This window comes from Streptomyces javensis (genome assembly GCF_039525925.1).
GTDB classification, from domain to species: domain Bacteria; phylum Actinomycetota; class Actinomycetes; order Streptomycetales; family Streptomycetaceae; genus Streptomyces; species Streptomyces asiaticus.
This window is the reverse complement of the sequence record NZ_BAAAIF010000076.1, coordinates 1-21,465: the sequence shown is the minus strand read 5'-3', so window position 1 is coordinate 21,465 and position 21,465 is coordinate 1. Positions and strand designations below refer to the sequence as shown.

Genomic DNA, 21,465 nt, shown 5'->3' with positions numbered 1-21,465 from the left:
CTACCAGGAGCTTCGTCATTGCGCAGGCTTGTCCAACCCTCGTTCAGCGCCGCCAGCTTGGAAGAGGCCCAGTGCCTCTCCCGGGTTCAGAGATTGGAGTTCACTCGGTCGGGGCGGGACAGATGCTGCCGATGACCTGTTTCAGCGGCTCGTGTGATCGCCTCGAGTACCCGGTGGCGATCGAGTGCGACCGCGAAATCCGGCGCATCGGCGGTTCCGTCGCGGAGGTCGGCGGCGAACTGGGCGTAGAGGCGGGCGACCCCCGCTGCGGGTGCGTCGAGTTGCAGGTCAGGAGCCGCATAAGCGGGGGGGGAGCTGTAGCACTTGGACAGGCTCGCTGCCGCGGCGCAGCGTGATGGTGAAATCGGTGAAATGGAGGTAGCCCGACGCCGACTCCACACGCACACTGCCTTCGGTGCCCTGGATCTCCCATACCATCGCCGAGCCGGCGGACTGCCCGGCACTGTAGTGCAGCGAGGTGACGATCCCGCCTTGGAGAACGCCGGCGACGACGATCTCATCCGGCGCGTCCTTCGGCAGCGGCGCGCCATCGGAGAGGCGGACGCCGTCACCGCGCTGATTGGCGACGACGGCGGACAGGCTCTCGAACGTGCCGAGCACGCGCGCAAGCGGTTCGAGCCCGTGGCCGAGCATGATGCTCAGAAGCGTGGCGCCATGCTTTGCGTGAGCCATGTACTCGACCGGCGGGTCGTATCGGCCGACCCACATGTCGTCGGTCAAGTGCGCTCGGATGCTCGTGCTGAGCGGCTTGCCGATCACGCCTTGTGCAATGAGGTCGCGAAGGAAGAGGATCGGCGGGTGCAGGCCGCCCTGCAACCCGACAACCGTGCGCAGCCGCCGCTCGCGGGCAAACCCCTCCAGCGCTTCGGCCTCCGATAGATTTCTTGCGAGCGGCCATTCGCAATAAACCATCTTGCCCGCGGCCAGCGCGTCGGAAACAACCTGCTTGTGATCCGGCACCTTGACCGCGACCACCACCAGGTCGACCTCCGGTCGCACGACCAGAGCCTCATGTGTGTCGAAGGCGAGATCGGCGCCCAGCCGACGAGCGGTCGCGTTCGCGCTCTCCATACGAGTCGTACTGACGGCGCGGATCTGGAACGCGTCGAGCGCCTGCAGCGCCGGGACGTGAGCAATTCCGCCCCAACCCCGATCGGAACTAGCCCCGATAATACCGACGCCGATCTGGGTATGTGCTGAATTCGTCATGAGGATGCTCCTGCCATGTGCAGCCCGGAAACGCTCTCCGGGCTGCGTCACGATGATTCGTTTCCGGACACATGCGTGGGCACTCGGGCTCACCATGGCGAGCGAGCAATTATTGCCGTTCGCCACGGTGAGCCCGAGTGACCCAAGCGCAGGTTTTACACGTGAGCCCAGTGGGCCTCGAGTTCGCGCGCGACATCGGCCGCACGCTCTATCATCGGCCAGTGCGAGCTGCGCAGCTTGAAGACGGCACGTGCGCGTGTGGCATTACCGAGCTCGTCGGCGAAGCGGTGAGGAAGAAACGGATCGTCCAGGCCCCAGATCACTAGCGCTGGTGCGGTCACCTTGCTCAGACCTGGCTTCCACTCCGCTCCGACCTCGATCGCCGAACGGTAAAGGGCGAGAATGCTTGCCCTCATAGTGACATCGATATGCCGGACCGCTTCGTCTGCCGCGTCGCGCGGCATCTGCGCCTCGTTGAGACTTGTTGCGAACTCCTCGAGGTCGAGGTCCGCCATCCATTGCTCGCCCTCGCCCGGCGTTTGCCAGATCTTGGCAAGATAGTGCCACGGATACTCCGGATCGATCGGTCCGCTGATGCCTGTCCATGTCCGCACCAGATCTGGCCGGACAGACGCGAGACGGCCCGTGAGTAGAGACCCCCAGTCATGACCGACCAGGTCGACGGGTTCGCCGATTTCTTCGATCTTCTCGATCAGCCAATCGAGATACTCTTCTTTCGTCGACGTGAATCCCGCTGGTAGGGGTACGCCAAACCCGGGGAGATCGATCGTCACAATATCTTCGCGTTGAAGATGGGAACGGACGGTGTCCCAAAGCCGGTGGGTGTCAGGTACACCATGGACGAGGACTGCAGGCATTTCGGATTCTCCAATTGATTGGTGCCGTGGTTGAATGGCCGGCCGGCCGGCCGAGTCAGGGAAGGAGGATGACTTTGCCGTGGGTGTGGCCCGTGGCGACGAGGCGATGAGCGTCCGCGGCCTCGTCGAGTGGGAAGCTCCGGCCGATGCGTGCGGTCCATGCGCCGGCGGCGATCAGATCCAGGGCTTCCTGGACAGGGCGGTGGTTACGGTTCCCGCTGCCCCCGGGGCTGAATGCGACGCCGTGTCGTGCGGCATCGCGGTCGGCGAGCGTCACGATCCGGTCGGGGCCGCCGAGAAGATCGACGAGGGCGGGGAGGAGCCCCTTGCCGGCGGTGTCGAGCGCGGCGTCGACCCCGCCCGGAGCGGCGGCACGGATGCGATCGACCAGGCCCGGGCCGTGGGCGACAGGGGTCGCTCCGAGACTCCTGACGAAGTCTGCGTTGGCAGTCCCGGCGACGCCGATCACCGTCACACCGCGCTGTCGCGCGAACTGCACGGCGGCGCCGCCCAGAGCACCGCTCGCGCCGGTGACCACGAGCGTCTCACCCGGGCGAATGTTCAGAAGCCCGAGAGCCCTCGCCGCGTTGTCGGCGCCGATGACAGTAGCCGCGGCCTCTTCGAAGGTAACGCCGTCGGGGATCATCGCGAAGTTGCTGCTGACCGTGTACTCGGCGTACGAGCCCTGGGTGGCGGAGTCCGGCCACCCGGCGACGCGGTCGCCGACCACGCCCCCGTCGACGCCCGGGCCGACCGCCTCGACGACGCCGGCGAACTCGAATCCGATGACGGCGGGAGCATGCAGGCCGAACGCTCCGGCGCGTGCCTGGATCTCCGCCGGGTTCACCCCCGCGGCGTGAACCCGCACCAGTACCTGACCCGCACTCGGCACCGGTCGCGGAGCCTCCGCAACCCGCAACACGGAGGGTTCGCCGAACGAGGTGATGACGACGGCTTTCATGATGATCCTTCTCGTATACAAGGGTCGTTTGCTCGCACCGTTCAGAGCGGTTTCAGGTCAGGAAGACCGGAGGATTCTCGCCCCGCAGGCGGTAGTCGGGCCGGGGCCGTTCGAGGCGGATCGACTCCAGCACGGTGTACGCGTGGTACTTGGTCTGGGTGGTGGCTCCTGCCAGCCGTTCCCACCAGAGCCGGCCGTCGCTCGTCTCCTTCTCGAGGACGTGGCGGGTGGTGTAGTTCGCCATGGAGCTGATCCAGTTCTCGGTACCGACGAAGATCCTGTCCCAGCCGGTGCCGGTCACGATGTCGGCGAGCGCGTCCGAGCGGCTGAACCGCTCGACCGCCGCAGTCGCCCCCTCGAGCACGTCGCTGAAGTACTCCACGCACAGCTTCACCTGCTCGTAGGTGCCGTAATGCATGTGGTGCCCGCCGACGAAGTAGTCGAAGTCGTATTCGAGGATCTGGGACTGGGCTTCGTACCAGCCGGTGATGTTCTGCGAGGCGTCGCAGTGCATGAACGTGACGCTTCCCGGACTGACGATGTCGACGGCCGTGAGCACCTTCTGCTGGGGTGCGTAGATGAAGATGTTGCCGGGGCAGTGGTTCTCTCCCCTGTAGGAGAGGTGCAGGCTCACGCCGCCCACTTCGAGGACGAGTTCGTCGTCGAACGTCCTCGTCGGCAGGGGGCGCTTCGGGTCGGGGAAGCGCTCCAGGAGTTCCTTGGTGATGCGGTGGGCGACGATCTCGACGTCGGGGCCGAACACGGAGGCCGCGCCGATGTGATCGGCGTGCCAGTGGCTGTAGATGACGTGGGTCACCGGTCGGTCGGTGACGTCCTCGATCGCCGCCAGCATGTTCTCGCCCAGCGTCGGAGGTGCGTCGATCGCGACTACGCCCTCCTCGGTCACCACGAACGCGGCGTCGTAGCCGGCACTGGTGACCCAGTAGAAGCCGCCGCGCAGTTCTTCCACGTGGTAGCCGTACTTCTGGAAGTGCTCGCTCTGGAAGTACGGGGGGTAATAGCCCGCGGGGTCCAACGGGTCGTCCGCCCCCGCGCGGGGGAAGCCATAGTGGTCGATCCCGTAGAAGCTCGGGGTTTCTTCGACGCTGATGGGTATCTGACTGCTCTGGCACACCGGCGTGACGCCTTTCTGTGTTCTTGGGAAGCTGTCGAACGGGTGGTCTATCCCGGTGACGTGAATCGAAGGACCGCCTTGGTGACGCGGCCTGAGCCCGCATCCTCGAACGCGGCGTTGATATCGGCGAAGTCGTAGAAGGACAGCAGTCGGTCGATGGGGAACCGGCCCGCTCGATAGAGCTGGGCAAGGTCGTTGATCAGGAGCGACGAGACGGCGTCGCCCTGGATGATGCCCTGAAGCGACTGGCCGAGCGTGAGCCGGCCCGCGTCGAGCACGGCGCCCGCTCCTTCGTGGAACGCCACGAAGCCGAATCGGCCCATCGGTGCCAGGGCGCCGACCCCGGCGTCGAGGTTCTCCACGCGGCCACTCGTGTCGAGGACGTACTCCAGACCGCGGTCGTCGACGGCGCGGAGCGCGCCGGTCAGATCCTCGACCCGGCCGGGGTCGACGAGGTGCGTCGCTCCGAGATCGCGGGCCAGCTCGAGGCGGCCGGCGTCGACGTCGACGGCGACGATGGTGGTGGCACCCGCGACATGTGCCGCCATGACCGCCGCCAGGCCCACCGCTCCCACGCCGAAGACCGCGAAGGACGCTCCCGCCGGCACGGCGAGGGCCTTGAGTACGGCCCCCGCGCCCGTCTGCAGCCCGCACCCCAGCGGAGCCATGACGTCGAGGGGCAGATCGCTGGGGACCTTGATCGTGTTCCGTTGGTGCGTCAGGGCGTGGGTGGAGAACGAGGACTGGCCGAAGAAGTGACCGTGCGGCTCAGTACCGTGGGCGACGTGGAGACCGTTCGAGCCGTCCAGGCGGGCACCTGCGAAGTTGGCCGCCCAGACGTTGTCGCAGTAGGCCGCGTGCGAGGACAAGCACGGCTTGCAGCGGCCGCACGAGTGGTAGGAGAGGACGACGTGGTCACCGGGCTCGACGGTGGTGACAGCGGCCCCCACGCGTTCGACGACTCCTCCTCCCTCGTGCCCCAGCACCACCGGCAGCGGCGTCGCCATGCGCTGTGCCCGCACGTGAGCGTCGGTCGCGCATATTCCGGTCGCGACCATGCGAACGAGTACCTCGTCGGACCGCGGGTCCTCGATCTCGATGTCGCGGAACTCGAAGGGCCCGTCCTGCGCTTCGAGAACAGCGGCGCGCGCGGAGGTGGTCATACGCCGTGAGCCTGCCGCGAAGCGCCGCGAGGGCCATGGTGACGAAGGACTGACATCATCAGCGACTCCCTGATCGGGGGGTGGGTCTCAGGAACCCTTCAGCGAGTCCGAACCTATGTCGGCCGCCCGTGCCCGCGGATCGGTCGCCGTATCCGTCACGGCAGTAAGGCACGGTGTCGCGAGGTGCGGTGGGGTCACTGCCGGACGCCGGTCCGGGCGGCTTGTTCGACTCGGGCGATGAGACGGCTGTTGTGGGCGGCGTGCTGGAATCCCGGGGTGTGGTGGGTGCCGTTCGTGATGTCGCGGGCCAGGCTGGCGTAGACCTCGCCGACGTTGATGGAAGCGCCCGTCCAGATGTCGGCGGCGGTGGGTCCCGCGCCGGTGGCGACCGGGCGGTCGGGCGCGGTGAAGTCGACGCTCGACGAGAGGGTGAGGTCGCCGACCTGAACGCCCGCGGGGTGGTCGCCCGTCAGCTTCAGCCAGCCCTCCGAGCCGCGTACCTCCAGACTGAAATGGGCGTCGGGGGCGGGCACGCCCGCCAGGATCTGCACCCCGACCGGCGCCCCCGAGGACGTCTTGGCGATGGCGTCGAGGTGATCCGGGACCTCGCGGGCGGACATCGCGCCGGTGTCGATCAGCTTCACCTGGGGCCAGAGGAGTTCGGTGCGGGCGTCGATCTCGGTGATATCGCCGAGTACGGCTTCGACCACATCCAGGACGTGGCCCGCGGCGATGGTGAGGAAACCGGCTCCGGACGCTGCCTTGTCGAAGTACTCGTACGCGCTCACCGACTCCGGGCCGTTGCCGAAGGTCGTCGCGACGACTCGCGCCGAGAGCAGCCGCCCGAGCCGGCCCTCAGCGATGATCTCCGCCGCGCGGCGTACCGAGGGGTTGAGCCGGCCCTGCAGGCCGATCGCGGTGTGCAGTGAGCCGGCCGCCTCAGCCATCTCTTCCGTCTGCGCGACGGTCGCGCCCAGCGGCGACTCCGCGTACACGGCCTTGTTCGCCGCGAGGGCCACCAGGACGAGCTCGCGGTGAGCCGGGACCTTCACCGCGACGGTGACGAGGTCGATCGAAGGGTCACCGATGAGCGCGTAGGGATCCGCGAACCAACGCTCCGCGCCGAACGCCTCGGCAGCGCCGCGCGCGCTCTCCTCGTGCCGCGTCGCCACACCGGCCAGGTGGAAGTCGGGCTGTGCCGCCAGCGCGGGTATGTGCGATGCGCCCGCCCAGCTCGCCTTCGTGTCCGCGCCGATGATGCCGACCCGAATGAGATTGCTTGACATGATGTGGTGTTCCGTTTCTTTCGCTGCAGCAAGACGTGGTGTGGTGCGCGGGGCGACTCGGCGCGTTCGCGCTTCTCTCACTGGTCGACGGCGGCCATGTCGGGCTCGGCATGGCGTTCGCCGCACGCCGGTGTGAGGTTGTTCAAGCGGGCGATCTGGCCCGGGGCGAGTCGGATGCCGTCGGCGGCGCTGTTCTCCTTGAGGCGGTCGATGCGCTTCGTCCCAGGAATGGGCGCGATGCCGTCTCCTTGCGCGAGCAGCCAGGCCAGAGCGACCTGCGCGGGCGTGGCCCCGACCTCGTCCGCGACCTCGCGTACCTGGTCGACGATGCGCAGGTTGCGCGTGAGGTTGTCGCCGGTGAACCGGGGATTGGGGCGACGCCAGTCGGCGGCGTCCAGGCCGTCCAGGGTGCGGATGTCACCGGTGAGAAAGCCGTGTCCCAGCGGTGCATAGGGAACCAGTCCGATGCCGAGCTCACGCAGCGTGGGCAGTACCTCGGCCTCCGGGTCCCGCGTCCACAGCGAGTACTCGCTCTGGACAGCGGCCACGGGATGGACCGCGTGGGCCCGGCGGATGGTCGCCGCTGCCGCCTCCGACAGTCCGATGTGGAGGACCTTGCCCGCCTCCACCAGGTCGCTCAGCGCCCCCACCGTCTCCTCGATGGGAGTGTTTGGGTCGACCCGGTGCTGGTAGTAGAGGTCGATGCGGTCGGTTCCGAGCCGCCGCAGTGAGCCGTCGACAGCCATGTGAATGTTGGCGGGGGTGCTGTCCGGGCCCGGCCGGCCGGTGTGGGAGACGAGGCCGAACTTGGTGGCGAGGACGACTTCGTCCCGGCGGCCCTTCACCGCGCGACCCAGCAGTTCCTCGTTGACGTAGGGGCCGTACACCTCGGCGGTGTCCAGATGGGTGACACCGAGGTCGACGGCGCGACGAATGGTGCGGATCGACTCGGCTCCGTCCCGGCCGGCGCCGGTGTAGAACGCCGACATCCCCATGACACCCAGGCCGATGCGCGGGACATCGAGCCTGCCGAGCGACGTGGACTGCATCTGTTGTCCCTTCCGTGTAGGCGGGCCTCAGCGCCGCAGAGCGAACTTGACGCGTCAAGTTCTACTCCTTCGAACTTGACGCGTCAATAAGTGGGTCTAGGATGTCCTCATGGCGACCACGGCAGACGACACGAACGGCCGGCGCCATCGGCGCCCACGGAACGGGCCGACATCCGAGGCGACGGCTCGTGCCGACGGAGGCTCCGACCCGGGGAAGTCCACCGATCCGGTTGCCGAGACGCGATGGCTGAACGGCGACGAGCTGGCGGCGTGGCTGGCCAACTCCGCGATCATGATCAGCCTGCCGGCCGCGCTGGATGCGCGCATGCAGCGCGAGGCTCAGCTGACCTTCTTCGAGTACATGGTGCTTTCGGTCCTCTCCGAGCAGCCGGACCGCACCATGCAGATGAGCGCCCTGGCCGCGCGAACGGCGGCGTCACTGTCGAGGCTGTCCCATGTCGTCGGTCGGCTCGAGAAGCGCGAACTGCTCGCACGGAAGCGGATCCCCGGTTCCGGAAGGCGCACCACCGCGACGCTGACCGAGGCCGGTTACGACGTAGTGGTGGCAGCGGCGCCGGGACACGTCGCCGCAGTCCGCGAGTACCTGATCGATGATCTCGGTCCTCAGGAGCTGGCGGCACTGCGCCGCATCGGTGCCGCGGTGGACACGGCCATCAAGCGCGGGCAACCCGACGCGAGCTCTGCGGCCTCGTCGCCGGGGGACGGCGCGGTGGACGGGCCAGTCACCCACGATTCATCCGGCTTCACAGCCTCAGGCCGACACCTTGATCGTGACTCCCCACGAGCCCGCCGGCAAAGAGCCTGACCAGCCCTGACTGGCGGGCGTGAGTGATGTCCGCGCATCTTGCGGGCCGTGCTGAGCTGCGCCACGGCACCCGGCCTTCACCGTCCGTGACGACCGTCGGCTTGACGGCGTTCTGCTTCTTCTTGCCGGAGATGAACTTCCCGGGGGTTCGCCAGCATCGCCTGCACCCTCATCTGCTACCGACGGCTCGCCCAAGCAGGCGACTTCTAGGATGCGTCGGCGTAGGCGAGATGGGCGCCGCAGACGGTGCAGCGGAAGAGCATGGCGGTCGCCCCGCCGCCCAGGTGGGTCAGGAAGTGCTCAAGCTGGCTTCCGTGGTGCCAGCCGTCGAGGCGCATATCGGTCCGCAGCTGGTCGAGAGCTTCGGCGTGCGCCGCCAGTTCGGTGGATCCGACTTCGCCGATGAAGGCGGCCGCGTCTTTGCAGTGGACGAACCAGTGCGGGTCCTGCCAGGCATCGAAGCCAAGGGTGCAGCGAGTGACCTCGTGCAAGACGTCCTCGCTGACACCGTCGAGCCCGTAGGAGTCAGTGAATTCGCCCGCGAAGCGTTCAGCCGCGCTCCCGTCCGCGATGCACCACGGGCAGAACCGCCCGTTGACCTCATATGCGGTGTAGAAGGTGGCCGTGTAGATCCAGCCCGTGTTGCATTTGCAGCAGGCGCACGTCTCGGTTGCCGCGCGGATGGACCATCTGGCGAGTGAATCGGGGTGATAGCGGGAGAGGGGCAGGCTGGCACTCATCGCCGGTTCCCGATCTGTGCCCGGTTGGCCATGCCTACTGATCCCATGGAGGGCAGTCTGTCCGCGAGCACGTCCGCGATCAAGCGCGGAGTGGGACTCCTCATGCCAGCCAATTGAGACAGCTTGTAAGCCGCCCGCCGTCGTCTCCCTCGTCTGCACGCTCACTCGCAGGCGTCACCTCGAGACGGCGCGCTCTTGATCCTGTTACGAGCTCCAAAGGGCGCAGCTCGCTGGCCTTCCGGGTGGCATTCGCTGTACCGCAACAGGGCACGCACGCTGCCAGCCCGTCAGGGAAGCCGCAGGTCCCGCAGCTGGCGCCGGGAGGTGATGCTCAGCTTGCGGAAGATGCTGCGGAGGTGGGCCTCAATGGTGCGCGGGCTCAAGAACAGCTGGGCGCCGACCTCCCGGGAGGTCGCCCCGGTAGCTACCAGCCGGGCGATCGTCAGCTCCTGTGCGGTGAGCGCGTCCGAGGGCTGGGCGGACCGGCTGCGTGGGTGCTCGCCGGTGGCGCGCAGCTCGCGGGCGGCGCGCGCGGCGAACGCTTCCGCACCCATGTCCGACAGCAGCTGGTGGGCGGTGCGGAGCTGCTGGCGGGCGCCTTGGCGGCGGCCCTCGCGGCGTAGCCACTCGCCATAGACGAGATGAGTCCGGGCCAGCTGGGTGGCCACTCGGCAGTTTCGTAGCTGCTCGATCGCCTCGCGGTAGTACTCATCGGCGGCCGGGCCGGTGCTGACCAATGCCCATGAGCGCGCTGCCAGCCCGAGCCCCCACGGGGTGCCGCTGGCCAGCGCCCGTGAGCTGAGCTGGTCCAGCGCAGCGGTCGCACGCTCCGGCCGGCCGCTACGGCATGCCGCTTCAATGAGCTCGGAGTGGGCCAGGTTGCTGTGGGTCAGCTCGTCGGACTCGAAAGCCCGCGTCGCAGCGACCAGAGCCGCGGGGTAGTCGCCCAGACCGTTGTGCAGCACCGCCATGGCGTACTGCGCCAGGAAGTCCTCCGTTCGGCCCCCACGTCCAGCCGCTTCCCGGACCATGGTCGCGTGGACCTCGGTGGTCTCGTCCGAGCGCCCGCGCCAGGCAGCCAGGATGAGCTGGCCGTGGAGCACGGGCACAGTTCTGGTCGCGGCCGCGATCGCGGTCTGCTCGGCGGCCCGGGAGAAGTCACCAGAGAGCACCAGCATGACGGACTGGACGAGCAGTGCTGCCGGGAGCGTGGCCAGCGCGCCTGCTTCCCTGACCAGCCGGACATGACGAGCGGCCAGCGCGTGCACCATCTGGTCGTCGAAGACCGACATCGCGGTCCGGCCGGCCAGCCACAGCCAGCGGCGGTCGTCGCCGTCGTTCACGGCATGATCGTCCCGCTCGTGAGGATTGAAGGCCTCCAACGCCCGCTGCACGCCGGGCACTCCTGCCGCGTAGCCCTGTGTGAACGTCGTCACCAGCCCGTCGAGCAACAGATCCACCGGCCTCGGCGACTCCGGTGGTGCGGGCGCGGCCCGGGCTGCGTCGGCCACCGCACGCACGCCGCCGGGTCCGCGGTCGCCAGTAACGATCGCCGCATCGAGCGCGTCGAGGTAGGTCTCCCGGGACAGCGCCGGGTCCAGCGGGGCGAGGCTCTTGGCGGCGTCCAGCAGCATCCGCGGCCCCTCGCCGCCCCTTGCCCCGTGGAACGCGATCCGAGCATGCAGCAGCTCTAGGCGGGCCTGCGCCACGGCGTCCAACGGCCCGGCCGCGGCGATCGTCAGCAGCTCCAGGGCCTCGGACGCACCGGCCTCGTGCTTGGCGTGCGCAGCTTCCAGGGCCCGTTCCGCCCGGACGGCCGGCCTAGGGGTCAGCTCGGCCGCACGCTTCAGGAACGCCGCCGCGGCGGCCAACCCGCCGCGGGCGCGGGCCCGTCCGGCCGAACGCTCCAGCTCCGCGGCGGCGTCCTCATCAGTGCCCACCACCGCCTGCGCGCGGTGCCAGGCACGCCGGTCCGGATCGACCTGCTGGTCGGTGACGGCGGCCAGCGCGCCGTGCGCCCGGCGCCGGTCGGTCGGTGTGGCCGCCCGGTAGACCGCCGAGCGCACCAGCGGGTGCCGGAACCGCACACGGAAGTCGAACTCCAGCAGCCCGGCGGCCTCCGCGGGCGCAGCCGCCTCGCGGGCGATCCCCAGCTCCGCGGCCGCGCGCCACAGCAACGCCGCATCCCCGGTCGGTTCGGCCGCGGCAACCACCAGCAGCATCCGCGCGTCGGCGGGCAGGCTGTTCGCGCGGCGCCGAAAGCCGTCCTCGATCCGGCGCGGAACGCTCACTACGTCCGGCAGCTCGAACCCGCCCGCGAACTGCACCGCCGGAGCACCCCGGGGTAGCTCCAACAACGCCAGCGGGTTGCCGCGCGCCTCGGCTACGATCCGGTCGCGCACCACATCGTCCAGCGGTGCGCGGACCGCGGTGGCCAGCAGCGTCTGGGCATCGGAGGCCCCCAGCCCCGCCAGGCGCAGTTCCGGCAACCCGCTGAACGCCTCGACGTCGGTGACACCGGGATCGCGCAGCGCAAACACCATCACCACCCGCTCGGCCCCCACCCGCCGGGCCACGAAAGCCAGAACCTGCGCAGACGCCTGATCGAGCCACTGCGCATCATCGACCACACACAGCAACGGCCCGTTCTCGGCCAACAGGCTCAACACCGCCAGCCCCACCAGGAACCGGTCCGGCGCGGCACCCTCGCGCAGCCCGAACGCCACCCCGAGCGCGGTCTGCTGCGGCTCGGGCAGCTCGGCCGCCCGCGCCAGGAACGGGGCACACAGCTGGTGCAGGCCCGCGAACGCGAACTCTGCCTCGGCCTCCACCCCGGCCGCGTCGTGAACCCCGAATCCCATCGCCACGGCGGTCTCCCGCATGTGCTGCAAGAGGGCGGACTTGCCGATGCCGGCCTCCCCGCGCACCACCAACACCCCGCTGTCGCCGCCCTGCGCCCGAGCCAGCAGCTGCTCGAGCGCCGCCTGCTCGGCGCGCCGTCCCACGAGCATCGCCTGGTCCTCCTCTGGCGCCGACACGGCGTCTATCCGGTAATTGTCACCGACGCGAAGCGCGCGGGCAGCACCGGGTCGTCAAGATGCCGGCCTCCCCCGCGTCAGGGTCGGTGACGGGATAAGGGATTTCCACCGACGCGGACCAGGCGCCTTCCCCGCGACGCTGAGAGCCGACAGCAGAGCGACCGGAAGGGGAGCGGCCACCGTGATCAGCACCGAGGTGTTCTTCCCCGCCGACGAGGAGTCCCTCCGCTACGGCAGCAGCGCGAGCGGGTCGCCGTCCACGTCCTGGCCCACCGGGAGCTGCACGGCGGTGGGGCGGGCTGTCGGAGGCCGATCGCCGGCCGGCGCCGGCTCGCGCGCCCCTGACCACGCCGAAGACATGTGGGCCGACGACACGTCGGTCGACGACACGACACCTGGAGGGAACAGCCGTGGCCTGGAGGCCCCGCCAACTCGCCGATCTCACCGGCGTGCCAGCCGGGAGGCTGATCGTGGACAGGACCGGGACCGGAGCACAGGGCGAGCACAACGACGTCGGGATCGTGCTGTTCGCGGACCGCGCGCCGCCGGTCTCGCCGTCTACGCCGACCCGGCCGACCCGGAGTCCACGGCCGGCAACGCCACCATCGCCGAAGCGACAACGATCGCGGTACGGCGGCTCGTCGGTCAATAGCAGGCACACCACCCTCGGAAAGAAAAGATCATGGGCCACGTAACCATCGGGAACGAGAACAGCACGCCGATCGAGCTCTACTACGAGGACCAAGGCGCGGGTCAGCCCGTCGTCCTCATCCACGGCTACCCGCTCAACGGCCACAGCTGGGAGCGCCAGACGCGCGAGCTGCTCTCCGCCGGCTACCGCGTCATCACCTACGACCGCCGCGGCTTCGGCCACTCGTCGAAGGTCGGCACCGGCTACGACTACGACACCTTCGCCGCCGACCTGAATGCCCTGCTGGAGACCCTGGACCTGCGCGATGTCGTCCTCGTCGGGTTTTCGATGGGCACCGGCGAACTCGCCCGCTACATCGCTCGATACGGCCACCAGCGGGTCGTGAAGCTCGCCTTCCTGGCCTCCCTGGAGCCCTTCCTCGTCGCTCGGGACGACAACCCGGAGGGCGTGCCCCAGGACGTCTTCGACGGCATCGAGGCCGCGGCCAAGGGCGACCGCTACGCCTGGTACGAGCAGTTCTTCTCCAACTTCTACAACCTCGACGAGAACCTGGGCAACCGCATCGGCCAGGAGGCGGTCACAGCCAGCTGGAACGTCGCCATCTCCAGCGCCCCCGTGGCCGCCCATGCCGTCGTCTCCTCGTGGATCGAGGACTTCCGCGCCGACGTCGAGGCCGTCCGGGCCAGCGGCACGCCGGCCCTGATCCTGCACGGCACCGCAGATCGGATCCTCCCCATCGAAGTCACGGCCCACCGCTTCCGCCGGGCCCTGCCCGACGCGCAGTACGTGGAGATCGACGGCGCCCCGCACGGGCTGCTGTGGACTCACGCCGACGAGGTCAACGCCGCCCTGCTCGCCTTCCTGGGAGATCCACTCCCCAAGGGCGTCCGCCCCGGTTCGCAGGAGTCGCCATGACCACGGCCACCGACGCCTCGCCCCGCGGCGCCGAGCTCGACGTGCGCCCGCGGCGAGCGCCTCGTCCATACGCTGCCCGTGCCGTGGCAGCGGTTCGGCGTGCTCGATGCGCAAGCTCGTCATCGGCGATCGACGAACGGGCCCCGACCCTAACCGCGGCGGCGGGGCCATCGGTCAAGGTACTCGGGCCCGTGGTCTGCGGGCCTAGAAGCACCTGCGGCAGGCCGCTGAGCATGCTCACACCATTCACGGACAGGTCGGCACCACCGAACGGGACCCGGCTCGGTGGGGTGGCACTGCCACAGCAGGAGCCCGAGGATGCGCTCAACAGGATCCGAGCGGGGCTCACCGGCATCGCGCTCGTGCACGGGGTCGGCGTCCTCGTCGGGGCGTCGGACGATCCCGCCGGCCTCGGACGGTACGGCACGGACTTCTGGGGCCGGAAGATGGTCACGGCTGAGGGGACGCGATGAGAGCAACCGGTGCTCCGGCTCCGCTCGTCGGACGACAGGCAGAGATCGCTGCCGTGACCGAGGTGCTCGACCGAGCCCGCCGTGGCACCGGTGGCGCCCTGGTGCTCTGGGGTGAGCCGGGCATCGGCAAGACCGCACTTCTCGACCACGTCACCGCGGCGTCTCCCGATTTCGCCCCGCTGGCGGTACAGCCCGCACGGTGCGAGTCCGGGACCCTCTTCGCCGGCCTGGACACGTTGCTCCGGCCGGTCGAGCACCTGATCGCGACTCTTCCGGTGTCCCAGGCGTCAGCGTTGCGAGGCGTGCTCGCGGGCGAGGCCAGCGCAGCGGGCCGGTCGCTCACCGCCGTGGCGGTGCTGTCCCTGTTGTCGGCGCTGGCAGTCGACCGCCCGCTCCTGATCGTCGTGGACGACGCACACCGGCTCGACGCGGAGACCGAGTTCGTGCTCGGATTCGTCGCCCGGCGGGTGGGGACCGATCCGGTGGTGGTCCTGGTCGCCGGCCACGACGCGCCTGCCGGCGGATCGTGGGAGGGGGTCGATCCGCTCGCGGTGAGGCCTCTCGCTGACGACCACGCCGCCCAACTGGTCGGCGCCGCCCACCCCGGCCTCGACGGCCCCGAGGTCGCCCGCGCGGTGAAAGCAGGTGGGGGCAACCCGCTGGCACTGCACGAGCTGCCTGTACCAGTCGACGATCCTGCCGCCGGCACGGTGCCCGTGGGGCCCCGGCTGCGTAAGGCCTTCGCCGAGCGCCTGCAGACCTTGCCGACCCCGGCACGCGAGTTCGTCGTGCTCATGGCCGCGGCTCGTGCCGACGGTGATCAGCTCACGCTCGCACGGTCAGCACGTTCCCGCGCCGCCGAGGAGCCGGTCTGGGAGGAGACGATCCGGTCGGGTCTGCTCGCCGGGACGCCCGACCGGCCTGCGCTACGGCACCCGGTGGTCCGGGCCGCTGTCTACGCGAGCGCCTCCCCGTCTGAGCGCAGGAACGCCCACCGGACCCTGGCCGCCGCGCTTCCCCCGGGCAGTCGCGGGCATGTCTGGCACCGGGCCGCGACCGTTCACGACGTCGACGAGGAGATCGCCGGGCTGCTCGAGCAGACGGTGCCCTCGGGCGTCGGCGCGGTACCGATCCTGCGGCGGGCCGCCGAGCTGTCCGCCGACCCGGCCGCTGCGACCCGCAGGCTCGCCGGCGCGGCCGTGGCCGCCTGGCACGGCGGCGACGCCACGATGGCGCGTCGGTTGCTGGCCGATGCCCGGAGCCTGACCGACGAGGTTCTGGCCACCCGCGCCAGCCGCGGCCTGCGCGGGGTACTCGAACTCGCCGAGGGGTCTCTGGAACGAGCCCACCGATCGATCAGTCGCGACATCGCCGCGTTCGATGATCCGCGCATGAGAGTGGAGCTCGGCGCCGCTGCCCTGCACGCGGGATGGTCCGCGGCCCGCGACGACCTCGTCGGTGAGTCCCTCACTCGTCTCGCGGGGCTGACGGCCCCTGGGCTGCCCGAGGTCCTCCCGATCGTCCGGACGTGGTGGGGGCCAGCGACGGACCCGGCACGGGCAGCGTCGTCGGCAGAACTCGGTGACGTCATGGCGCACATCTCCCGGGTGGAGTCGCAGCTGCTCCCGGCGTCGCCGCTCGGACTGGTGTGGGGCCTCGACGAGCCACTCGCCGATGCCGTGCACGCCCTTGTCCGCAGGCACCGCCGTCACGCCGATGGCACCTCGCTTGCTGCGGCGCTGGCTCGGATCGCGCGACTCGACATCGCCGCGGGCCGGTGGGGCGCTGCGGAGGACGCCGCGGCCGAGGGGCTCGCGTCGGCCGAGCGAATCGGTGCCGAGCACATCGCTGCGGAGTGCCGGAACTGCCTCGGGTGGCTCGCCGCCGCCCGCGGTGACGGCCGCAGCGTCGACCATCTGACCGTTCGAACCCTGCAACTGGCCAGGCCGCGCCGCGACCGTGCGGTCAGCGCCTCGGCCCACTGGAACCGTGGAATGGCCGCTCTGGCGGCCGGTCGCGCCGATGCTGCACTCGACCTGCTCGCCCGCTTGGACGAGCACGGGCACGAGGCAGCACATCCGATCGTCGCTCTGCTGGCAAGCCTGGACACGATCGAGGCCGCCGTGCACGCGCGGCGGCCGGAGATCGGCCAGCGCCGCGCCGAGGCGCTCGACGCCTGGGTACGGCGCACCGGCGCGCACTGGGCGAGATTCGCAGCGCACCTGGCACGCGCACTGCTGGACGAACCCGCCGCCGAACGGTCCTACCGGGCGGCGCTGGACGTGCCTGGTGCGTCCCGGCGCCCGTTCGACCACGCACGGGCCCGTCTGCTCTACGGCGAGTGGTTGCGGCGACAGCGGCGGCGCCGAGACGCCCGCCAGCAGCTCGACGCCGCTGCCGAGACGTTCCACGCACTGGGAGCGCGCCCGATGCTCGAGCGGGCCCGGCGTGAGCAGCGTCTGATCATGGCGCCCGCACGCCGTGCCACTGCCGCCGGCACGGGCATGGCAACGCTGACGGCACAGGAACGCCGGGTGGCCCAGCTTGCCGCCGGCGATCTGACCAACCGCGAGATCGGGGCCCGTCTGCGGATAAGCGACCGCACCGTCGGGCATCACCTATCCAACGTGTTCGCCAAGCTGGGGCTCTGCTCACGGCGCGACTTGGCGGCCACCGGCATCGTCGGACGGAGATGATTCCGGCTCGGTCGCGACGCCTGACGAGCTCGTGCACGGGTAGGCGGTGAGACGTCGCGAGCTTCGGTGTGACCTGGGGTCACGTCTGCCGGGTCGGCTTCAGGTCCACGGTCTGCTGGTGAGACAGCAGGCCGGCGACGGCTTGGATGGTGTCGCTCATGTGCTCGCGGCGGCCGAGGTGGCGGGCCAGGGCCCGCCAGTTCTTCAGATGGGCGATGCCGTGCTCGACCCGGATACGGCGTGAGGAGTGTGCCTTGCGCTGGCGTTCGTGCACCTCCTCGTACCAGTCCGGGGCGTTCTTCTTGAACTTGCGGTGCGGTAATGTCACCACCCGGCCACCGGTCTGGGCGCCCAGGCCCTGGTAGTCGGCATCGGCGAGGATCTCCACCGCGGGCCCGTCGACCAGGAGCTTGACCAGCCCTAACTGGCGGGCTTGGGTGATGTGCGCGCAGCTTGCGGGCCGTGCTGGGCTGCACCACAGCACGCGGCCTTCGCCGTCCTTGACCACCATGGACTTGACGGCGTTCTGCTTGTTCTTGCCGGAGGTGTGGGTGAGGAAGGACCACGGGAGTTGTTCGTTGGAGCAGACCCGGTGGATGCCGCGTTCGGTGGCATCGGCGACATCGGCGAGGTGGTCGCCGGCGAGGTTGGCCAGCTCGCGACCCCAGGGACGTGCTGATCAGGCTCAACCAGATCATGCGCGGCTGGGCCAACTACTTCAAGCACGCGGTCTGCAAAGCCGCCCTGAGCTCCCTGGCCAGCTTCACGTGGCACCGGGTAATCAGCTGGTGGATGGCGCTGCACCGCTGGAAGTGGAAGGACGTCCGCCGACGCTTCACCGACCGCAACGGACGGTGGCAAAAGCTCTCGGCAGATGGGATCGAACTGTTTGACCTCCAGGCGGTGACGGTCACCCGCTACCGCTACAGACGCCGACCGGCTCTTGGCCACGCTCGTCCATCTTCGTCATGGGGTCACCCATGACGTGGGCCTGCTGGTTCGGAGTGGACCGCTCCACCATTACCCGGGCCGTCGGTGAGTTGCGGCCCCTGCTCGCCGAGCGAGGCTGCACCGTCAGCCCCGATGGCCGACCACAGCAGTTCCACCGGGTTGAGTTCGGGCGCATAGGCTGGCAGCCGCTCCAGCGTCAGCCAGTCCTGCCCGGCCACCCAGGCGCGCATGTCCCGGCTCCAGTGCGCGGACAGCCCGTCCCACACCAGCACGACCGGCTCCCCGGCATAGAACGCTCCAACCTGCTCCAGAACCTCGATCAGCGTGGCGGTGTCGTAGCTGCCCGGCTTGAGGTGGAAGCACAATCGCGGACCACGCTTGGCGTCGGCGGCGTGGTATCCCAGAGCGGCGGCCATCGAGGCGCGTTTCCAGTTCAGCCGGTGCCGGAGCGTGGGAGTTCGGCCGCGGGGCGCGTAGGTGCGACGCACTTGTGGGAGCAGCGACACGCCCGACTCGTCGAAGAACACGATCCAGGCACGTTTCTTCACCGCCCCCTTTTGATGCGGGGCCACTCATGGGTGACCCATCGGGCGATCTCGGACTCGTCCCGCTCGACCGCCCGGCGCTGGGGGCGCTGCAGACTCCGCCCCAGTCGCCCGGTCAGCAGCCGCCACACCGACGCCCGTGCCAGCTTCGCCCCGGTCACCCGCTCGACCACCAGGCCGACCCGCTCCAAGGTCCATAAGTCGGCCTCGAACCCGTGCGCCTGGGCGCCCTGTTCCAACGCGGCCCGCACCTTTTCGACCTGGGCGTCATCAAGCTTGGGGGGCCGCCCCGTGGCCGGAGACCGCCGCAGGGCTGGGGCCCCGCCCTGTTCCCACTGGCGCTTCCATCGCCGCACGCTCTCGGGACTGACCCGAAGCATTCCCGCGATCTGCGCATGGGGGCGTCCCTGCTCGAACAACTCCACCGCCCGCATGCGTCGGGCCTCGGCCAACTGCGGTCGCGTCAGCGGCGGAACGGGCACTTCGGAAACAACGGACTGAGACTCGAAAGGCACGCCAAGATACTCACACCCCCAAGCGCCCTACACCCACAGAACTAACGAAAACCTCAGTAGGAGTTGTCGTCAAATGTCACGCCCACATCAGCAGGGCTGCGAGGGTGACGGCTGCTTGGTAGGACTCGGCGGTCTTGTCGTAGCGAGTGGGTGCGCCACGAGGCGCTATGGAATCGAGTGAGGTGAGAGACCTTCACCGCCGGGTTGTCGCAGCAATCCGGTTGAAGCTGGGGGCAGTTCGGTTCGGGGGATGCCGAGCCGAGCGGTAAGCAGCCCCGACAACGCCGGGACGGGTTGGTACTGCCAGACGACCCGGGTCCGGCTAGCGAGACAGGAAGGTGCACGCGAGAAATCAGTGCCTGACGCCCCGTAATTACGACACCGGCTCGAACCTGGCGGATCTGGGCCGGACGCAGTGCACGACCACCAGTGCTCGTCGGTGGTCGACTCCGAAGCCGACTCTACTCATCGGTGGGGAGGCCACGCCGAAAGTCTGCGGCGTAAGCGTGGCGATGCTGCCGGGGTAGAGCTGGGCACCTCACCTGTCGATCGATTTCGTGGTGAACGTGGGAACTGCCTGCGGTCGCTCTCGTATGGGCCATCCAGTCCCATCGGGGGCAGGTCCATCGCCGGCTGATGGCCGTCGGGCAGGACGGAGGCTCCGTAGTACTCCGAGGCCGGGAAAGCCGGTCACATGGGGAAGGGAGCCAGCAAGTCAGCAGCAAGGAGACTGGAATGCCAGGAGGCTGTCGCCGGTGAATACCGACGAGCTGGAATGGGCCTTGATGAAGGCCGAACGCCGGGTACTGGAGATCCAGACCAAGCTGCACCGTTGGGCTGCCGATGACTCTCATCGCAGGTTCGACGGCCTGTTTAACCTCGTGGCCGATCCCGCCTTCCTGTTGGTGGCGTGGGATCGTGTCCGGGGAAACAAGGGCGCCCGCACGGCCGGAGTGGACGGGAAGACCGCCCGCTCTATTGAAGCCGGGCAGGGAGTCGAGGCGTTTCTCGACAAGCTGCGGACCCAGATCAGAGACCGCAGCTTCCACCCGGTTCCTGTCCGCGAGCGGATGATTCCCAAGGCGAATGGCAAGCTTCGTCGTCTCGGGATTCCCACTGTGGCGGACCGAGTGGTCCAGGCATCCTTGAAACTGGTGCTGGAGCCGGTATTCGAAGCGGATTTCCTCCCGTGTTCCTATGGGTTCCGCCCGAACCGCCGAGCTCACGATGCGATCGCCGAGACTCGCTACCTCGCCAGCCACGGATACGAGTGGGTGGTGGAGGGCGACATCACGGCGTGCTTCGACGAGATCGCGCACCCGGCCCTCATGGAGCGGGTGCGGAATCGAATCGGAGACAAGCGGGTGTTGTCCTTGGTGAAGGCGTTCTTGAAGTCCGGGATCCTGTCCCGTGACGGAGCCTTCACGGACACGCGCACCGGGACCCCGCAGGGCGGGATTCTGTCGCCGCTACTGGCCAACATCGCACTCTCGGTCTTGGACGAGCACATCGCCCAGGGTCTCGGAGGGCCAGATGGCACCTCCGAGGATCGGCGCAGGAGACGGCGCCGAGGTTTGCCCAACTACCGGCTGGTTCGGTATGCGGACGACTTTCTCGTACTCGTCTTCGGGCGCCGTGAGCATGCCGAGGAACTACGCGACGAGGTCGCAGAGGCATTGGAGCCAATGGGCCTTCGCCTGTCGGTGGAGAAGACAAACATCACGCACATTGACGAGGGCCTTGACTTTCTCGGATGGCGCATCCAGCGTCACCGGAAACTTGGCACTGATCGGCAGTACATTTACACCTACCCGGCACGGAAATCAGTACGTTCCGCCACGGGCAAGGTGAAGGAACCGACCGGACGGCAGAACGTCGGCTTGTCGCTGGAGTCCTTGCTCCACCGACTGAACTCGGTGTTGCGCGGATGGTGCGCGTATTTCCGTCCCGGAGTGTCGAACGTCGCTTTCTGTTACCTCAGCCACTACACGTGGATGAGAGTGACGCGATGGATCCGACGCAAGCACCCCCGGATCACTTGGAAACAGCTCCGTCGACGCTATTACGGCGGCGGCTGGTGGCCCGTCACAGAGGAAACGGAACTGTTTAACCCGGCAAAGGTAAGCACGACCAGATACCGATACCGGGGGAAACTCATTCCGTCTCCGTGGCCCACTACGGCATGAGGAACTGAACACCCCCTAACGGGATTTGTGGAGAGCCCGGTGCCCGGAAACGGGCACGCCGGGTTCGGGAGGCGGCTCGGGGAAACCCACTGGTGGAAACACCAGCAGGGCGCCCCGAGTCGACCTCACCGATGCCGCGCCACTGTTTGAGGCGGTTGAAGCACCGCTCGACGACGTTGCGCCGTTTGTAGACCTGCTTGTCGAAGGCCGGCGGACGTCCGCCACG

16 protein-coding genes and 4 pseudogenes are annotated in these 21,465 nt (G+C 68.9%); 7 read left to right on the top strand and 13 right to left on the bottom strand.

Features of this window, described 5'->3' with window-relative positions; translation table 11 throughout:
- Positions 1-288: 288 nt before the first annotated feature.
- The 7 genes from ABD329_RS40425 to ABD329_RS40395 form a co-directional block, all read right to left on the bottom strand.
- Positions 289-1,230 (bottom strand): Gfo/Idh/MocA family protein, encoded by a 942-nt coding sequence (locus ABD329_RS40425; RefSeq protein ID WP_246618252.1) that lies wholly within the window; start codon positions 1,228-1,230, stop codon positions 289-291.
- 155 nt (positions 1,231-1,385) lie between these two features.
- A complete protein-coding gene (locus ABD329_RS40420; RefSeq protein ID WP_198275764.1) occupies positions 1,386-2,108 on the bottom strand; it encodes an alpha/beta fold hydrolase in 723 nt (240 codons plus the stop codon).
- A 55-nt stretch (positions 2,109-2,163) separates the two neighbouring features.
- On the bottom strand, positions 2,164-3,069 hold the full coding sequence (locus tag ABD329_RS40415; RefSeq protein WP_198275765.1) for an NADP-dependent oxidoreductase: 906 nt from the start codon (positions 3,067-3,069) through the stop codon (positions 2,164-2,166).
- Positions 3,070-3,121: 52 nt separating this feature from the next.
- Positions 3,122-4,204, bottom strand: coding sequence for an MBL fold metallo-hydrolase (locus ABD329_RS40410; protein WP_198275766.1), 1,083 nt, complete (start codon positions 4,202-4,204; stop codon positions 3,122-3,124).
- 47 nt (positions 4,205-4,251) lie between these two features.
- Positions 4,252-5,367, bottom strand: coding sequence for an NAD(P)-dependent alcohol dehydrogenase (locus ABD329_RS40405; RefSeq protein WP_198275767.1), 1,116 nt, complete (start codon positions 5,365-5,367; stop codon positions 4,252-4,254).
- Positions 5,368-5,561: 194 nt separating this feature from the next.
- Positions 5,562-6,653 carry a Gfo/Idh/MocA family protein gene (locus ABD329_RS40400; protein WP_198275768.1) on the bottom strand — a complete coding sequence of 364 codons (1,092 nt, stop codon included), beginning with the start codon at positions 6,651-6,653 and terminating at the stop codon, positions 5,562-5,564.
- A 77-nt stretch (positions 6,654-6,730) separates the two neighbouring features.
- The gene (locus ABD329_RS40395) at positions 6,731-7,702 is read right to left on the bottom strand and encodes an aldo/keto reductase (protein WP_198275769.1); all 972 of its coding nucleotides are present in this window, start codon (positions 7,700-7,702) and stop codon (positions 6,731-6,733) included.
- A gap of 109 nt (positions 7,703-7,811) precedes the next feature.
- Between ABD329_RS40395 and ABD329_RS40390 the strand changes: the two genes are divergently transcribed.
- On the top strand, positions 7,812-8,528 hold the full coding sequence (locus ABD329_RS40390; protein WP_246618253.1) for a MarR family winged helix-turn-helix transcriptional regulator: 717 nt from the start codon (positions 7,812-7,814) through the stop codon (positions 8,526-8,528).
- A gap of 206 nt (positions 8,529-8,734) precedes the next feature.
- Here ABD329_RS40390 and ABD329_RS40385 read toward each other — a convergent pair whose 3' ends face one another.
- Together ABD329_RS40385 and ABD329_RS40380 are read right to left on the bottom strand one after the other, a co-directional pair.
- Positions 8,735-9,268 carry a CbrC family protein gene (locus ABD329_RS40385; RefSeq protein ID WP_198275770.1) on the bottom strand — a complete coding sequence of 178 codons (534 nt, stop codon included), beginning with the start codon at positions 9,266-9,268 and terminating at the stop codon, positions 8,735-8,737.
- 287 nt (positions 9,269-9,555) lie between these two features.
- Positions 9,556-12,279, bottom strand: coding sequence for an ATP-binding protein (locus ABD329_RS40380; protein ID WP_198275782.1), 2,724 nt, complete (start codon positions 12,277-12,279; stop codon positions 9,556-9,558).
- A 709-nt stretch (positions 12,280-12,988) separates the two neighbouring features.
- On the opposite strand from ABD329_RS40380, the gene ABD329_RS40375 reads away from it, so the two are divergent.
- The 3 genes from ABD329_RS40375 to ABD329_RS40365 all read left to right on the top strand — a co-directional run bounded on the left by ABD329_RS40375 (position 12,989) and on the right by ABD329_RS40365 (position 17,042).
- Positions 12,989-13,873: an alpha/beta fold hydrolase gene (locus tag ABD329_RS40375; RefSeq protein WP_198275771.1), complete on the top strand. Its 885-nt coding sequence runs from the start codon at positions 12,989-12,991 to the stop codon at positions 13,871-13,873.
- Positions 13,874-14,163: 290 nt separating this feature from the next.
- A complete protein-coding gene (locus ABD329_RS40370; RefSeq protein WP_198275772.1) occupies positions 14,164-14,346 on the top strand; it encodes a hypothetical protein in 183 nt (60 codons plus the stop codon).
- On the top strand, positions 14,343-17,042 hold the full coding sequence (locus tag ABD329_RS40365; protein ID WP_198275773.1) for an AAA family ATPase: 2,700 nt from the start codon (positions 14,343-14,345) through the stop codon (positions 17,040-17,042). Before ABD329_RS40370 ends, ABD329_RS40365 begins: the two co-directional genes overlap by 4 nt.
- Before the next feature lie 79 nt (positions 17,043-17,121).
- Here ABD329_RS40365 and ABD329_RS40360 read toward each other — a convergent pair whose 3' ends face one another.
- Positions 17,122-17,640, bottom strand: a complete 519-nt coding sequence (locus ABD329_RS40360) for a transposase family protein (RefSeq protein ID WP_344317714.1) — start codon at positions 17,638-17,640, stop codon at positions 17,122-17,124.
- 50 nt (positions 17,641-17,690) lie between these two features.
- Between ABD329_RS40360 and ABD329_RS40355 the strand changes: the two are divergent.
- Both ABD329_RS40355 and ABD329_RS40350 read left to right on the top strand, forming a co-directional pair.
- Positions 17,691-18,026 (top strand): annotated as a pseudogene (locus ABD329_RS40355) (group II intron maturase-specific domain-containing protein); the annotation flags it as partial.
- Positions 17,977-18,127: pseudogene (locus ABD329_RS40350) on the top strand (helix-turn-helix domain-containing protein); the annotation flags it as partial. The pseudogenes ABD329_RS40355 and ABD329_RS40350, both read left to right, overlap by 50 nt.
- A 57-nt stretch (positions 18,128-18,184) precedes the next feature.
- Here the strand turns inward: ABD329_RS40350 and ABD329_RS40345 are convergent.
- Both ABD329_RS40345 and ABD329_RS40340 read right to left on the bottom strand, forming a co-directional pair.
- Positions 18,185-18,481 (bottom strand): annotated as a pseudogene (locus ABD329_RS40345) (transposase); the annotation flags it as partial.
- A gap of 56 nt (positions 18,482-18,537) precedes the next feature.
- On the bottom strand, positions 18,538-18,972 hold the full coding sequence (locus tag ABD329_RS40340) for a winged helix-turn-helix domain-containing protein (protein ID WP_306420088.1): 435 nt from the start codon (positions 18,970-18,972) through the stop codon (positions 18,538-18,540).
- Positions 18,973-19,808: 836 nt separating this feature from the next.
- On the opposite strand from ABD329_RS40340, the gene ltrA reads away from it, so the two are divergent.
- Positions 19,809-21,239: a group II intron reverse transcriptase/maturase gene (ltrA, locus tag ABD329_RS40335; RefSeq protein WP_198275777.1), complete on the top strand. Its 1,431-nt coding sequence runs from the start codon at positions 19,809-19,811 to the stop codon at positions 21,237-21,239.
- Positions 21,240-21,369: 130 nt separating this feature from the next.
- Here the strand turns inward: ltrA and ABD329_RS40330 are convergent.
- Positions 21,370-21,465 (bottom strand): annotated as a pseudogene (locus ABD329_RS40330) (IS5/IS1182 family transposase); the annotation flags it as partial.